14 protein-coding genes are annotated in these 12875 nt (G+C 61.1%); 13 read left to right on the top strand and 1 reads right to left on the bottom strand.

Annotation, left to right across the window (positions count from 1 at the left end; translation table 11 throughout):
- Positions 1-13: 13 nt before the first annotated feature.
- Genes CKO42_RS16510 through CKO42_RS16480 form a run of 7 tightly spaced genes read left to right on the top strand, consistent with a single transcriptional unit; the run spans position 14 to position 7414 of the window.
- Positions 14-271 (top strand): UPF0175 family protein, encoded by a 258-nt coding sequence (locus CKO42_RS16510; RefSeq protein WP_200246409.1) that lies wholly within the window; start codon positions 14-16, stop codon positions 269-271.
- Between the two features lie 17 nt (positions 272-288).
- A complete protein-coding gene (locus CKO42_RS16505; protein WP_476737472.1) occupies positions 289-756 on the top strand; it encodes a PIN domain-containing protein in 468 nt (155 codons plus the stop codon).
- Between the two features lie 44 nt (positions 757-800).
- Positions 801-3818, top strand: coding sequence for an anti-phage-associated DUF1156 domain-containing protein (locus tag CKO42_RS16500; protein ID WP_200246405.1), 3018 nt, complete (start codon positions 801-803; stop codon positions 3816-3818).
- An 18-nt stretch (positions 3819-3836) separates the two neighbouring features.
- Positions 3837-4118: a type II toxin-antitoxin system RelE/ParE family toxin gene (locus tag CKO42_RS16495; protein WP_200246403.1), complete on the top strand. Its 282-nt coding sequence runs from the start codon at positions 3837-3839 to the stop codon at positions 4116-4118.
- Positions 4119-4135: 17 nt separating this feature from the next.
- Positions 4136-4456 carry a HigA family addiction module antitoxin gene (locus tag CKO42_RS16490; RefSeq protein ID WP_200246401.1) on the top strand — a complete coding sequence of 107 codons (321 nt, stop codon included), beginning with the start codon at positions 4136-4138 and terminating at the stop codon, positions 4454-4456.
- On the top strand, positions 4428-4628 hold the full coding sequence (locus tag CKO42_RS16485) for a DUF2283 domain-containing protein (RefSeq protein WP_200246399.1): 201 nt from the start codon (positions 4428-4430) through the stop codon (positions 4626-4628). The genes CKO42_RS16490 and CKO42_RS16485 overlap by 29 nt, the downstream gene beginning before the upstream one ends.
- Positions 4629-4666: 38 nt before the next feature.
- Positions 4667-7414: a phospholipase D-like domain-containing anti-phage protein gene (locus CKO42_RS16480; RefSeq protein ID WP_200246397.1), complete on the top strand. Its 2748-nt coding sequence runs from the start codon at positions 4667-4669 to the stop codon at positions 7412-7414.
- Between the two features lie 22 nt (positions 7415-7436).
- Here the strand turns inward: CKO42_RS16480 and CKO42_RS16475 are convergent, their stop codons facing one another.
- Positions 7437-7721, bottom strand: a complete 285-nt coding sequence (locus tag CKO42_RS16475) for a hypothetical protein (RefSeq protein ID WP_200246395.1) — start codon at positions 7719-7721, stop codon at positions 7437-7439.
- 52 nt (positions 7722-7773) lie between these two features.
- Here CKO42_RS16475 and CKO42_RS16470 point away from each other — a divergent pair, with 52 nt between their 5' ends.
- The 6 genes from CKO42_RS16470 (at position 7774) to CKO42_RS16445 (ending at position 12655) form a co-directional block, all read left to right on the top strand.
- On the top strand, positions 7774-8970 hold the full coding sequence (locus CKO42_RS16470; RefSeq protein WP_200246393.1) for an RtcB family protein: 1197 nt from the start codon (positions 7774-7776) through the stop codon (positions 8968-8970).
- A gap of 18 nt (positions 8971-8988) precedes the next feature.
- A complete protein-coding gene (locus CKO42_RS16465; protein ID WP_200246482.1) occupies positions 8989-9312 on the top strand; it encodes a DMT family transporter in 324 nt (107 codons plus the stop codon).
- Positions 9313-9586: 274 nt separating this feature from the next.
- Positions 9587-10213 carry a cytochrome b/b6 domain-containing protein gene (locus CKO42_RS16460; protein ID WP_200246390.1) on the top strand — a complete coding sequence of 209 codons (627 nt, stop codon included), beginning with the start codon at positions 9587-9589 and terminating at the stop codon, positions 10211-10213.
- Positions 10213-10569, top strand: a complete 357-nt coding sequence (locus CKO42_RS16455; RefSeq protein WP_200246387.1) for a DUF1924 domain-containing protein — start codon at positions 10213-10215, stop codon at positions 10567-10569. The genes CKO42_RS16460 and CKO42_RS16455 overlap by 1 nt, the downstream gene beginning before the upstream one ends.
- A 15-nt stretch (positions 10570-10584) precedes the next feature.
- A complete protein-coding gene (locus tag CKO42_RS16450; protein ID WP_200246384.1) occupies positions 10585-11145 on the top strand; it encodes a cytochrome C in 561 nt (186 codons plus the stop codon).
- Between the two features lie 241 nt (positions 11146-11386).
- Complete coding sequence (locus CKO42_RS16445) at positions 11387-12655, top strand: ferredoxin reductase family protein (protein WP_200246382.1); 1269 nt, start codon at positions 11387-11389, stop codon at positions 12653-12655.
- Positions 12656-12875: the final 220 nt, after the last annotated feature.

Raw genomic sequence — 12875 nt, 5'->3', positions numbered from 1 at the left:
GGTTCGAGACCAAATGCCACAGGTCATGCTCGATTTTGATCCTGGCGCGCTCTCCGCGCTGCGACAGGGACCAGACGAATTTGCTCGCGAGGTCAAGAGCGCAGCAGTTGTTCAGTGGTATGCAGAGGGACGAATTTCCCAAAGCAAGGCGTCCGAGATTCTCGGGCTCAGCCGATCCGCTTTTCTCAATGAACTTTATCGGCGCCGCGTGCCTGCCGTGCAAACAGACATGGCTGCGTTGCGCAAAGAAATCACATGCCTGACAAGCTGATCGTCAATGCATCACCGTTGATCTTTTTGCATCGTGTCAATGGATGGTCATGGCTATGTGAGTTCAGTGCCTCAGCGGTTTTGGTGTCTGATGCAGTGATGCGAGAGATTCGCGCCGGTTGGGATGGACCCGAGATCGCCGATGCCGTTGCACGCGAGTCTCGACTGGTGTCTGCCGACGACGTTGCGATTCCGCCGCTCGTGGCGGCCTGGGATCTTGGCGCCGGCGAAACGCAGGTTCTGAGTCATTGTCTCCGCTGTTCTACTGCGGTTGCCGTTCTGGATGATGCCGCTGCGCGTCGCTGTGCGCAGAGTTTGGATATTCCTGTTGTTGGCACCCTAGGCATTCTGCTTGCTGCCCGACGCAAGGGGTGGATACCAGCCGCTCAACCGGTCATTGAGCAGTTGATCAGCGAAGGCCTGTACCTCAGCCCTTCGCTGGTGGCTGAGGCTTTAGCGGAGATCGGCGAAGCGCTGCCTCACTGAGCGGATGCTCAGCAGAATCGCGAAGCGGAGAAGGAACAATACCGATGTATCCCAGACATGATCAACCTCAGCTCGAACCGTTTGCCCTCAAGGACGCCCCGGCGTTGATCGAAGCCGTATTTCCGGCGCAGAAGGTGTCGTTCGAGGCGCAACGCGAGCGCAAGGCCGGTGCCGGGCAGACGCTGACCGCCCTGGGTTCCTACTGGAAAGGCCGTAAACCGCTGATCTTGGTGCGCGCGATCCTGCTCGGCAGTCTGCTGCCTCAAACCGATGATCCGGAGAAGGATCTAGAGATTTTTGAACGACTGATGGCGTTCGATAACGGCGGATTGGCACGGCGTGAGCCGAAACTCAAACCTGCCGACATCGCCGAGCGGGTCGCCTTGGTCCATCCCTGGCACGTTTTCAGCTACACCCTCAAGGGCACCTCCCACAGCGTTGAGGAGATCGACCGGCTGCAGCTCCCCATTCAACTTGCGGACTACCCAGGGTTGACCCTGCGCTGGCAGCGCGATCTCCAACCGGACGCCAAGCTGGAGTTGCTGGCTCAAGCACTCGCGACCTTCTCAACCTACGAGGAACGCGCTGCCCTGTGCAAACGTCCAGAGGAGCTGGATCAGGCCGCGCTCTATGCGCCGATCTGGCCGGCGGTGAACGCCCATCTGGGGCGCTTCGGCATTCAGGCCCAATCCCATCAGGAACTGGTCGAACAGCTCGGTATTCTGCGCTTTGGCCATCGACCCAAGGTGGGCGACACCTTCTGTGGCGGCGGCTCCATTCCGTACGAGGCGGCGCGCCTCGGTTGCGATGTCTATGCCTCGGATCTGAACCCCATCGCCTGCATGTTGACCTGGGGGGGGCTGAACATTATCGGTGCAGCTTCAGAGAAGCACGTTGAGATCAAAAAAACACAAAAAAAGCTATCAGATAGAGTAGAAAAAATAATAGAAAAACTAGGGGTTGAGCATAACGAAAGCGGAGATCAAGCTCGCATTTTTATATACTGCAGTGAGGTTCAATGTCCAGAAACAGGCTGGAAGGTTCCTTTGCTTCCGACATTAATAATTTCGACGCGATCAAAATGTTGCGCAACCTTAAATTACAACTATGAAAAAAAATGTTTCGATATTGAAATAATTAATAATGCTTCCTCAGCTGATATGAAACGAGCAGAACTTGGTACAGTCCAAGGCGGTTATCTGGTCTACGAGCTGGACAGCAAGACGTATCGCACCTCAATCAAGACGCTGCGCGGCGATTATCGCGATGCCGAGGGTAATACCGCGAATCGACTGCGACGCTGGGAGAAGCACGACTTCAAGCCGCGCCCGGAGGATGTCTTTCAGGAGCGGTTGTATTGCATTCAGTGGATGACGCGCGACACGTTGGGATCACATCGACCAGAGACCTTTTTTGCGGCGGTGACCGATGAGGATCTGCAACGTGAGCGCCGGGTTGAGGCGATGGTTGCCAAGCACCTGGCCGACTGGCAGGAACAAGGGCTGGTACCGGATATGGCAATTGAGCCGGGCTACAACACGGATCAGCCGATTCGCGAGCGCGGCTGGATGTATTGGCATCAATTGTTTAGCCATCGTCAGCTATTAGTTAACTCTCTAGTTCTGAAGTATAGCAACTTAGAAGAAGGCCGTTTATTATTTCCAAGGGTTCTCGATTTTAATTCTAAACTCACACCGTGGGTTGGTCCTTCAGACAGGGACAAAAACAATAATACTTTCTCCCAGCAAAAACTCAGCACATTATTTAATAGGGGCGAGCGCGGTTGGTATTTTTTACGGGACATTGCTGAATATTCAGGATGCGAACAATACATTGGGACTATGAGTAGTACCGTCGAATGCATAAGCGCTTGTGACACAAAAGAGCTCTCTGATTTGTGGGTTACTGACCCCCCCTACGCCGACGCCGTCCACTACCACGAAATCACCGAATTCTTCATCGCCTGGCTACGCAAGAACCCACCACCTCCCTTCGATCAATGGACCTGGGACTCCCGCCGCGAGCTGGCCATCAAAGGCTCCGGCGACGACTTCCGCCGCGGCATGGTGGATGCCTACAAGTCGATGACCGAGCAGATGCCGGACAACGGCATGCAGTGCGTGATGTTCACCCATCAGGACACCGGCGTCTGGTCCGACATGGTCAGCATCTTCTGGGCCGCCGGCCTGCAAGTGGTCGGCGCCTGGTACATCGCCACCGAGACGACCTCCGAGCTGAAGAAGGGCGGCTATGTGCAGGGCACCGTGATCCTGATGCTGCGCAAGCGCCCGGCCGGTGATCGCCCCGGCTTCAAGCAGCGCATCCTGCCGGCGGTGAAACGCGAGGTCGACGAGCAGATCAAGCAGATGCTGCATCTGAACACCGAGACCGAGGCCAAGATGGGCGCACCGGTGTTCAACGACTCCGACCTGCAGATGGCCGGCTACGCCGCGGCACTCAAGGTGCTGACCGGCTTCACCAGCATCGGCGGCGAGGATGTCACCAGCTTCGCACTGCGCCCGCGCCGCAAAGGCGAGACCACGGTCGTCGATGAGATCGTCGGACAGGCCGCCGAGACCGCCAATAGTCTCCTGGTTCCAGACGGCCTCGACGCCGAGACCTGGGGCGCGATCAATGGCATCCAACGCTTCTATCTGCGCATGCTGGACATGGAGACCACCGGCGCCTCCAAGCTCGACAACTATCAGAACTTCGCCAAGGCGTTTCGCGTTGCCGACTATGCCGCGATCATGGCGAGCATCAAGCCCAACGCCGCCCGCCTGAAGACGGTCACCGAGTTCAAGCCGCGCGACCTGACCGAGCGCACCGAGATCGGTCCAACCCCGCTCGGCGCCCTGATCATCGCCCTCCAGGAGTTCCTCGCCGACAAGGAACCCGAAGTGGTGATGGCCAACCTGCGCGACGCGGTCACGGACTACCTCGGCCTGCGCCCCAAGCTGATCGACATGGCCCAGTTCATCGCCGCCAAGGCGCGCCAAGCCGAGACCCGACGCGCCGCCGAGGCCATCGCTGGTCGGATGCGCAACCAGCGGTTGCAGTAGGGGTCCGGCTAGATCGTCATGATCAAGAGTTTCGCCGATGCCGAGACGGAGCGGTTTTTCCAAACCGGCAAATCGCGTCGCCTGCCACCGGATATTTTGAAACGTGCCACCATGCGCTTGATCCAAATCCAAGCAGCCACACAAATCGGCGACCTTCGCCTTCCGCCCTCCAACCGGTTGGAAACCTTGGCGCACGACAGAGTGGGACAATGGAGCATTCGCATTAACGATCAATGGCGAATTTGCTTTCGATTCGACAATGGCGACGCCTTTGATGTGGAAATCGTCGACTACCATTGACATTGAGGTTCAACGACATGTTCACGAGTGGTCTTCCTGCAGTTCACCCTGGCGCATTTCTCGACGAACTGCTGCATGAGCTGGATCTCTCTCAGAGTGAGTTTGCTCAGGCCCTGGAGGTCGCACCGAATCGGCTCGAGGCGGTTATCCGGGGCGAGCAACCAGTGACAGCTGACCTGGCCTTGCTGTTTGCTCAAGCGCTGGATCAGTCGCCACATTATTGGCTAAACCTTCAAGCGGAATACGATCTAGCAACGGCATCGCTCAACATGGGCGCTCAGCTCAAGCGCGTGCACAGGATCACCGAGTATGATAATCGTCTATCACGAGAACGATGACATCCTGTTCATCGAGATGTCGAAGGAGCCGATTGTGCGAGATGAATCCCTGAGCTGGAACCTGAACATCGGCTATACCGCCGATGGCATTGGTGAGATCACGATCCTGGATGCCCAAAAAAGCGGTCTCTACCCACTGCAGATCGAGCGGGTTGTCTCCGAGGCGGCTTGATCGAGGAACCGCTGGGCGTCCAGTCGCCTGTTGATCCCATGGCCCTCCAACGCTTCTCCTCCCGCACCCACCGCCTCGACCAGAGCTTTCTCGCCGAGCAGCTGCAAGGTGCGCGTCGCTATTGGCGCATCGCCGGCTATTTCACCAGCTCGCTGTTTGAGATCGCCCACGAGTGGCTGGAGCCGATCCCGGAGGTGCGCATCGTCTGCAACGTGGATCTGTCACCCGAAGACCTGAAGGTCGCCCAGTTGCGCGAGATGCGTCTGCTCGGCCGCTGGAACGAGCGCTCCATCGAGGCCGAATCCCTGCTCAATCGCGAGCGCTATCAACGGCTGGATGCCTTTCTGGCCCAGCGCGGCCAGGTGATCCGGGTCGCACCTGATAGCGTCTGCGGCTTCGTCCACGGCAAGGCCGGTGTGATCGAGCGCGCCGATGGCCGCACACTCGGCTTCATCGGCTCGATGAACGAGACCCGCCACGGCTGGCAGCAGCACTACGAGATCCTCTGGCAGGACGACTCGCCCGAGGGTGTCGCCTGGATCGAGGCCGAGTTCGAGTTCCTCTGGAACGCGGCGCGGCCCTTACCGGAGGCGGTCTGCCATGAGGTGTCCCGCCGCGGCCGGCGTGTCGAGGTGCGGTTGCCCGCGCTGGAGCACGAGGAGACGCTCACCCCCGCCGCGCTGATCGAATCACCGCTCTACCGCGAAGGCATGGCCCTGCAGCCCTGGCAGCAAGGCTTCGTCAGCGAATGCCTGCGCCATTACCAAGAGCACGGCCAGGTGCGCCTGCTGCTGGCCGATGAGGTCGGCCTCGGCAAGACCCTCTCGCTGGGCACTGCGGCACTGACCCTCTGTTTGCTGGATGAGAGGCCGGTCGCCACCGGGGGCAAACGCCGCAAGCCAATCGTCATCTTCGCCCCGGCGACCCTCTGCGAGCAGTGGCAAACCGAGCTGCTCGACAAGCTCGGCATCCCCTGCGCGCGCTGGCATTCGACTCGAAAGGTCTGGCTCGATCCCGAGGAGCGGGCGATCTCCCCGAGCGGACCCGAGCAGATCGCCCGCTGTCCCTTGCGCATCGGCATCGTCTCCACCGGTCTGATGATCCAGCCCTCGCGCGAGAAAGAGGTCCTGCTCGGGATTAGCTACAGGCTGGTGATCCTCGATGAGGCGCACAAGGCGCGCTCACGCCAGGGCATCGGCGCCAAGGCCGGCGAGCCCAATGCCTTGCTGAGCTTCATGCTGTCGGTAGCCAACCGGGCAGAGCATGTCCTGCTCGGCACTGCGACCCCAATCCAAACCCGTGCCGAGGATCTGTGGGATCTGGTGCGGGTGCTGCATCGGGGCAGTACCGGGTTCGTGCTCGGCCATGAGTTCTCGCCCTGGCACAATCCGAGCGATGTCCTGCCTATCCTCTGCGGCGAGACGCAGGTTGAGGGGATCGAGTATGGCTGGCGACTGCTGCGCTCACCGCTCCCCACCATGACCTCCACCAACGAGCCGAATGCGCGTCGCCTGTTCCGCAATCTGCGCGAGGAGCTGGACATGCCGCCCAAGACCCATCTGGCCGGCGCGCTGAGCGAGCTGCCGGCGGACCTGCGCGAGGATCTGGACACCGAGCTGGAGCGCGTCATCGACGGTGCGACCTTCTTCCAGCGCGAGAACCCCTTCGTGCGCCATGTCGTGCTACGCAAGCGCACGACGCTGGAGGAGCGTGGTCTGCTCGAGCGCATCGCCGTGAACGTCCACCCCGATCAGGGGCTGGTCCAGTCGCCGTATCGCTTCTCGGCGCTGTTCCAGGAGGTGGCGCTGCGGACCACGCCGGACTTCGACCGCGCCTATGAGGAAGCGCGCCGCTTCGGGCGCGTTCTGGCCAAGCGCGGCAAGGGCAGTGGCTTCATGCTGACGCTGATGCAGCAGCGGGTCTGCTCCAGTGTCATCGCCGGTCTCAACACGGCGCAGACCCTGTTGGCGGGGCGTGAGGTCTCTGAGGCGACCGAGGAGGGCGACCAGACACTAGCGCTGCAGAGCGATGCCGAGCGCGAGGCCCTGACGCGCTTGATCGCCGTCCTAGAGGCCATGGACGAGGACCCGAAGCTGGCCGCAGTGCGGTTTTATCTGCACGACGAGGGCTGGCTCGACCTGGGCTGCATCATCTTCAGCCAGTATTACGATACCGCACGCTGGATGGCCGACGCCTTGGCGTCCGCGTCTCCAGCGGAGACCATCGGTCTCTACGCCGGCGCCGATCGCAGTCGACTCTATCGCGACGGACAGGCGGTCGGCATCGTCCGCGAGCAGCTCAAGCGCATGGTCGCCGATCGCCAGGTCCGGCTGATGGTGGCCACCGATGCCGCCTGTGAGGGTCTGAACCTGCAGACCCTGGGCACCCTGATCAATGTCGATCTGCCCTGGAATCCCACCCGCCTAGAGCAGCGCATCGGGCGCATCAAGCGCTTCGGTCAGGTCCGCTCAGCGGTGGATATGCTGAATCTGGTCCACCAGGGCACGGTCGATGAGGTGGTCTATGCCCGGCTCTCCGAGCGCATGCGCAACCGCTACGACCTCTTCGGCGGCCTCCCCGACACCATCCGCGACGACTGGATCGACGACCTCGAGACCCTGGGCGAGAAGATGGACCAGTACATCGAGGAGCGCCGCCAAGCCACCGGCTTCGATCTGCGCTACAACGACAGCCTGCAACCCAGTGAAGACGCCTGGCGTGATTGCGCGACGGTGTTGGCGCGTCGGGATGTGGAGAATCTGATGCGCAAAGGTTGGGGTGGGTGACTTGGACGATCACGCCGAGGCGTCAGTGCCGTGATGTCACTACCGCCCTAAATCGTCTTAAAGCATCGGCATAGCCTCTGGTTGATGTTGATGATACAGCCCTTGTTCCGACGGCGAGCCCTGGCTGCGACCATTTTGGCTGCAGCCACCAGATCAAGAGGCCGAACAGCAGCACGCCGAGCAAGGTCAGCAGCAGGAGGGATATCAGCTTAGCGAGCATAAGGCGTAACGATATCAGTGATGCCAAACGCCAGCTTGCAATCGGCACAACCTTGATGCTGAGATCGATTGCTTGACTGTGCGACATCAAAGACACTAGCCCTCATATCGCCGACCACTGACTCAGTCATTAGGACACCATGACCATCAAACAAGTCATCACCGAGGGCGAGAAGCCAGTCAAGATCTGGACCGATGAGCTCGACCCGCGCTCGCGCGAGCAGCTAGTGAACATCTCCAAGCTGCCGTTCATCCATCACCATGTCGCCGCGATGCCGGATGTGCATGCTGGCATCGGCGCCACCATCGGCAGCGTCATCGCCACCGATCGCGCCATCATCCCGGCGGCCGTCGGCGTCGATATCGGCTGCGGCATGGCCGCGGCACGGACCTCGCTCAGCGCCGAGCAGCTCGATGAGAAGCTGCTGAAGAAAATCTTCGACCAGATCAGCCGCGATGTCCCCGTCGGACGCAATCAGCACAAGGACGAGCGCGCCCTTGCCGAGGCGGCCCAACCCTTCGCCGCGCCGCTCGCGATCCTGACCGAGAAACATCCGAAACTGCTCAAAGCCTTCGGGCGCTTCTCCAACTGGGTCAACCAGCTCGGCACCTTGGGCGGTGGTAACCATTTCATCGAGGTCTGCCTGGATGAATCGAACCGGGTCTGGGTCATGTTGCACTCGGGCAGCCGGGGCATCGGCAATGCGATGGGCACCTACTTCATCGAGCTCGCTCGACGCGACATGGAGCGCTGGATGATCCAGCTCCCCGACCGCGACCTGGCCTACCTGCCGGAGGGCACCGAGCATTTCGATGACTATGTGGCGGCAGTCTCTTGGGCGCAGGCCTATGCACGCGAGAATCGTGATCAGATGATGCAGCTGGTGCTGGCCGCCCTCGCCCGCCATCTGCCGGCGTTTACGGTCACCGAGGAGGCGGTCAACTGCCATCACAACTATGTCGAGCGCGAGCATCATTTGGGCGCCAACGTTTGGGTGACCCGCAAGGGCGCGATCCGCGCGCGTGAAGGCGATCTTGGGATCATCCCCGGCAGCATGGGCGCCCGCAGCTATATCGTGCGCGGCAAGGGCAACCCGGAGAGCTTCAATTCTTGCGCCCATGGCGCTGGTCGGCGCATGAGCCGCACCGCCGCCGAGAAGCAGTTCACCCCTGCGGATCTGGCCGAGCAGACCCAAGGCGTGGTCTGCCGCAAGGATAAGGGTGTGCTCGATGAGATCCCGGGTGCCTACAAAGACATTGATCAGGTGATGGCCAACCAGACCGACCTGGTCGAGGTTGTGCACACCCTGAAGCAAGTGGTCTGCGTGAAAGGCTGATCCATGACAGCACCCGGAATGGCCTGGATCGCACTGATCATTGCTGGAATCTTCGAATGGGGCTGGCCGCTCGGGCTGAAGCTTGGCCTCTCCGAGCAGGGTCTGCGCTGGGGCTGGCTCAGTTTCAGTCTGGTCTCGATGCTCGGCAGCGGCACGCTGCTGCTGATCGCCCAGCGCACGATCCCGATGGGTACTGCCTATGCGGTCTGGACCGGCATCGGCGCCGTTGGTGCCTTTGTCATCGGACTCTTGGTGTTCAGCGAGCCGGCAACCCTGGCGCGGTTGTTCTTCGTTGGTCTGATCGTCGTCGGCATCGTCGGCCTGAAGCTGGCGTCGTCCTAATCAATCAACCGTTATCATCCTTTTGCTACAGTTCGCGCTCTGTCAAGCCGTGGCCAGTATGAGTTACTTGCGCAGCGCTCGTAGGAGGATGTGGTATCAGCGTTGTGTCGGCGTCAACTGCTTCGCAGTTAACTGCAGGCCTCAGTCTCTTCCCAACCTGACCATTTGCTGACAGTGACGATCAGCGTTCGGTCAGCGTCACCCCGTTAGTCTGCTCCCAAGGTCACGACCGATCGTGACCGACTGACCAACCGTCAATCAGGGGAGCCAACCAATGACGACGCACGCCGCCATCCCAACTGGGGTCGATTCACTCAACACTGACACAGCCAACCCCAGCGAGAAGGTCCGCGTCTGGGACCCGCTGGTCCGCATCTTCCACTGGTCGCTGGCGGCTGGCTTCGCGACCGCCTTCATCGTCGAGGACGACCTGCTCGGCGTACACGTCTGGGCCGGCTATCTGGTCCTGGCCCTGATCGCCATCCGTCTGGTTTGGGGTGTCATCGGCACCGAACATGCCCGATTCGGCGACTTCGTGCGCGGACCGGGACAGGTTTTGGCCTATGTCAAAGATGCCCTGCGGTTTCGTGCCCCTCGCTATCTCGGTCACAATCCCGCCGGCGGGGCGATGGTGATCGCTTTGCTGCTGTCGGTCGCTGCGACTGGGTTGACCGGTATGGCGCTCTATGGCGCCGAGGAGCTCTCGGGGCCGCTGGCCGGGCTGATGAGCGGGCTGCCGGCCGCCTCGGGTGAGGTGTTGGAAGAGGTCCACGAAGTCCTCGCCAACCTGACGCTCGGCCTGATCCTGCTGCACATTGTGGGCGTGGTCTTCTCCAGCCTGTCGCATGGCGAAAACCTGATCGGCTCGATGATCAGCGGCTTCAAGCGGAGGGAAGGTTGATGAAAGCAGCACGCACCATCGTTCTGATCGTCCTGGGCACGCTCGCGCTCCCCAGCGTCCTGCTCGCCGGCGATCCGGCGGCAGGCAAGGCCGGTTGGACCAAGGAATCCCCGCAGTCAGACGGCTCGGCGGCGCGCAGTTGCGTCAGCTGTCACGGACGTGATCTGACCCAGCCCGGCCGGCAGGTCAACACCGGTAAGGTCATCAAGCCGCTCGCCCCGTCGGTGAATCTAAAGCGGCTCACCGATCCGGCGAAGATCGAGAAGTGGCTGCGGCGCAACTGCCGCTGGACCCTGGGGCGTGAATGTACGGCCACCGAAAAGGCCGATTTCATCGCCTACATCAAGACGCAATAAGCGCAGGTGGGATCGATGACCGCTCACCCAAGCATGCTCATCCTCCTAGGCCTGGCTGCGGTTGGCGTCGCCGTCGGCGATGACGGCAACCAACACCTGAAACGCGGCGGCTGGCTGGCATCCCGCGCCGATGTCGCTCCGGTCGCCAATGCCACCTACAGCGAGGAATGCGGTTCCTGTCACATGGCCTATCAGCCGGGTCTACTGCCGTCCACTGCCTGGAGGGCGATCCTGTCGCCCGATGCACTCATAAATCACTATGGCGACGACGCCTCACTGACGGGCGAACTCCGTAACGAGATCAGCGCCTACCTGACCGCGAATGCTGCCGACCGCTCGGGCGGGAAACGGGCGCAGAAGTTTGCCGAGTCGCGTGCTGGGGCCGATGGTCTGCCGCGCATCAGCGCAAACCCTTATTTCGTGAAAGAGCACGACGAGATCCCGGCGCGATTGGTGAGGGACAATCCCGAGGTGGTCAGCTTCAGCCAGTGCAACAACTGCCATCGCAAAGCGGCGGAGGGCGATTACAGCGAGCGTGAGATCAATATCCCCGGCCACGGCCCTTGGGACGACTGAGCCGCAGCGGGCATCACCTGATTGGTGTTCGTACTGGGTCGTGAAGCCTCGGAGACCTGATCCTCCTCAAGATCATCGTCGACCAGCAGGATGCGCATCAGGCTGGCTCTGGCGGCTTAAACGATCGGGCTGTCATGCACCGGACCTCAATGCGGCCAATGCGGCGAGCGATAGTTGAGGCAAGCATAATGTGTATTATCCTATTCGGTGCACCAGATCCCGAACTCAGAAAGGACGTTTTATGAAGATAGTGAAACCCTGGCAGGCCGTCGCAGTCACTGTGGGCGTGAGCTTCCTGCTGGTGCTCTGGGATGTCCCTGTTGCCACCTGGGCCACCACCGCCACGCTCAGTCTCGCGGCCGGTGTGGCCGCGCTAGCGCTAATGGCGACCTCAGCAATCTTAGCCAGCCGTTGGTCCTGGGTAGAGCGGCTCCTCGGCGGCCTTGATCGCGTCTATTTGGCGCACAAGTGGATGGCGGTATGGGCCTTGGGGCTAGCCTCCTATCACCTCGTCTTCAAGGCGGGTCTAGACACATGGGAGGTTGCGCCAATCCTTGAGGTGACCAAGTTCTGGGGCCGTCTGGTGCGACAGCTCAGCTTTGTCGCGTTGATGTTCATCGTCCTGCTGGCGCTCAATCGCAAGATTCCCTATCACCACTGGCGCGGCTGGCACAAGCTCTCCGGGCTGCTGTTTGTGGTGGTCGTCCTGCATTGGCTGACCATCAAATCGCCGATCGCGCTCAACGATCCGGCAGGGTTGTGGTTGGCAGCACTGTCCGTGCTCGGTCTGAGCGCTGCCGCTTATCGGCTGCTGCTCTACCCATCTCTCGCCCACCATCGAGAGTACGAGGTGGTGGATGTCTCGCGTGTTAGCGGTGCGGTGCGTATGCGACTCGTGCCGGTGAGCGGTGGCTTGGACTTCAAGGCGGGCCAGTTCGGTTTTCTGCGCTTCAAAGAAGAGGGCATGCGCGAGCCGCATCCCTTCACAATCGCATCGGCGAGCCGTGAGGACGGCGCGGTGGAGTTTTTCATCCGCGGCCTCGGCGATTTTACCCGCAAGCTCGTCGCCGAGAGCAGCATTGGTATGCGCGCCGAGATCTATGCACCCCACGGCCACTTCTCGCGCCCCGAGCAAGCCGGCCGAGAGGTGTGGATCGCCGGCGGCGTAGGCATTTCGCCGTTTCTCGCCTGGCTGCAGGACTCGAAAGCCAAAGCCCTGGAACGGGTCACGCTCTTTTATTGCTTCACCCCCGGCCGAGCGTTCCCGAGCGTTGAGGAATTACAGGAGCGGGCGGATCAGCGCGGGGTCGAATTGGTGCCTGTGCCAAACGGCCCAGACAGCGCGGCGTTCCGCGAGCGGCTCGGCGAGATCGCCCGGGAGGTGCCGGCCAAGAGCATAGAGATCCGCTTCTGCGGCCCTGAGGGTCTGCGTGATGCCCTCGGTCGACAGATGCGGGAGTTAGGCATTCCGAGTCGCAACCTTGGCTACGAGCACTTCGAGTTCCGCTAAGAGCACTTGGGGTCTGACCAGCAGGCCATAGTCGACTACGCCAAGTAGCCGGAACAGCCGGAGGTGCATGCAGAAGGTCTGCATCGACAAGACGCAGGCCGCCGCTCTCGTCGAGGTGGTGCACACCCTCAAGCAGGTGTTGTGCATAAAGTGGTGAACAAGCCTTTCGAGCGCGCGCAAAGCGGCTGGCCAGGCATGCGCTGGCGCGAGCTTCTGGGGT

This window comes from Lamprobacter modestohalophilus, assembly GCF_016583905.1.
In the GTDB taxonomy this organism is placed as follows: Bacteria; Pseudomonadota; Gammaproteobacteria; order Chromatiales; family Chromatiaceae; genus Lamprobacter; species Lamprobacter modestohalophilus.
Note: the sequence above shows the minus strand (reverse complement) of the source record. Positions and strands in the feature narration are given on the sequence as shown.

What these genes read in the sequence shown, in the direction of transcription:
- CKO42_RS16495 (WP_200246403.1), top strand. Translation starts at nt 3,837, where the DNA reads ATGATCAAGAGTTTCGCCGATGCCGAGACGGAGCGGTTTTTCCAAACC.
- CKO42_RS16510 (WP_200246409.1), top strand. Translation starts at nt 14, where the DNA reads ATGCCACAGGTCATGCTCGATTTTGATCCTGGCGCGCTCTCCGCGCTG.
- CKO42_RS16450 (WP_200246384.1), top strand. Translation starts at nt 10,585, where the DNA reads ATGACCGCTCACCCAAGCATGCTCATCCTCCTAGGCCTGGCTGCGGTT.
- CKO42_RS16500 (WP_200246405.1), top strand. Translation starts at nt 801, where the DNA reads ATGTATCCCAGACATGATCAACCTCAGCTCGAACCGTTTGCCCTCAAG.
- CKO42_RS16490 (WP_200246401.1), top strand. Translation starts at nt 4,136, where the DNA reads ATGTTCACGAGTGGTCTTCCTGCAGTTCACCCTGGCGCATTTCTCGAC.
- CKO42_RS16460 (WP_200246390.1), top strand. Translation starts at nt 9,587, where the DNA reads ATGACGACGCACGCCGCCATCCCAACTGGGGTCGATTCACTCAACACT.
- CKO42_RS16470 (WP_200246393.1), top strand. Translation starts at nt 7,774, where the DNA reads ATGACCATCAAACAAGTCATCACCGAGGGCGAGAAGCCAGTCAAGATC.
- CKO42_RS16480 (WP_200246397.1), top strand. Translation starts at nt 4,667, where the DNA reads ATGGCCCTCCAACGCTTCTCCTCCCGCACCCACCGCCTCGACCAGAGC.
- CKO42_RS16465 (WP_200246482.1), top strand. Translation starts at nt 8,989, where the DNA reads ATGGCCTGGATCGCACTGATCATTGCTGGAATCTTCGAATGGGGCTGG.
- CKO42_RS16475 (WP_200246395.1), bottom strand. Translation starts at nt 7,721, where the DNA reads ATGTCGCACAGTCAAGCAATCGATCTCAGCATCAAGGTTGTGCCGATT.
- CKO42_RS16445 (WP_200246382.1), top strand. Translation starts at nt 11,387, where the DNA reads ATGAAGATAGTGAAACCCTGGCAGGCCGTCGCAGTCACTGTGGGCGTG.
- CKO42_RS16485 (WP_200246399.1), top strand. Translation starts at nt 4,428, where the DNA reads ATGATAATCGTCTATCACGAGAACGATGACATCCTGTTCATCGAGATG.
- CKO42_RS16455 (WP_200246387.1), top strand. Translation starts at nt 10,213, where the DNA reads ATGAAAGCAGCACGCACCATCGTTCTGATCGTCCTGGGCACGCTCGCG.